Origin of the sequence: Massilia sp. LXY-6, from assembly GCF_051233485.1 — a bacterium.
Lineage (GTDB): Bacteria > Pseudomonadota > Gammaproteobacteria > Burkholderiales > Burkholderiaceae_D > Telluria.
Map to the genome: position 1 here is coordinate 1 of NZ_JBKFGF010000103.1, position 890 is coordinate 890.

Consider the following 890-nt stretch of genomic DNA (forward strand, 5'->3'; position numbering starts at 1 on the left):
ATCGAAACCCTGGTCAAGAACTGGGTAGTCGACGCCGCCGACCGCCCCGCCAACCCGCGCGTGCAGGAAGTCGTGCTACGCCTGCTGGGCGACCTGTGCAAGGCCATCGAAGACCTGGACATCAGCCCGAGCGAATTCTGGAGCGGCGTGGCCTACATGTCCGCCGCCGGCGCCGCCAACGAGCTGGGCCTGCTGGCCGCCGGCCTGGGCCTGGAGCGCTTCCTGGACATCCGCGCCGACGAAGCCGAGCAGAAGGCCGGCCTCGAAGGCGGCACCCCGCGCACCATCGAAGGCCCGCTGTACGTGGCCGGCGCGCCGGAAAGCGTCGGCTTCGCACGCCTGGACGACGGCACCGAAAGCGGCAAGGCCGAAACCCTGTTCATGCAGGGCACGGTGTTCGACCAGGACGGCAAGCCGGTACCCGGCGCCAAGGTCGAGGTCTGGCATGCGAACCTGCTGGGCAACTACTCCTTCTTCGACCGCACCCAGTCGGACTTCAACCTGCGCCGCAGCATCATCACCGACGCGGATGGCCGCTACCAGTTCCGCAGCATCATTCCGGTCGGGTATGGCTGCCCGCCGGACGGCACCACCCAGCAGCTGCTCGACCAGCTGGGCCGCCACGGCCAGCGCCCGGCGCACATCCACTTCTTCGTGAGCGCCCCCGGCCAGCGCAAGCTGACCACCCAGATCAACATCGACGGCGACGAATACCTGTGGGACGACTTCGCCTTCGCCAGCCGCGAAGGCCTGGTGCCGGCGATCGACCGCATCGCCGACCCTGCGCAGATCCAGCAAAAAGGCGTCGACAAGCCGTTCGCCTCGATCGATTTCGATTTCCACCTGTACCGCGAGAGCGACGCCATGCCGAGCACGACCGTCGCCCGTCC

The 890-nt window shown here is 68.0% G+C and carries 1 protein-coding gene; it reads left to right on the forward strand.

Annotation, left to right across the window (positions count from 1 at the left end):
* Nucleotides 1-890, forward strand: an 890-nt coding sequence (catA, locus tag ACI48D_RS26000; RefSeq protein ID WP_435574133.1) for a catechol 1,2-dioxygenase, incomplete at both ends; no start/stop codon positions are given.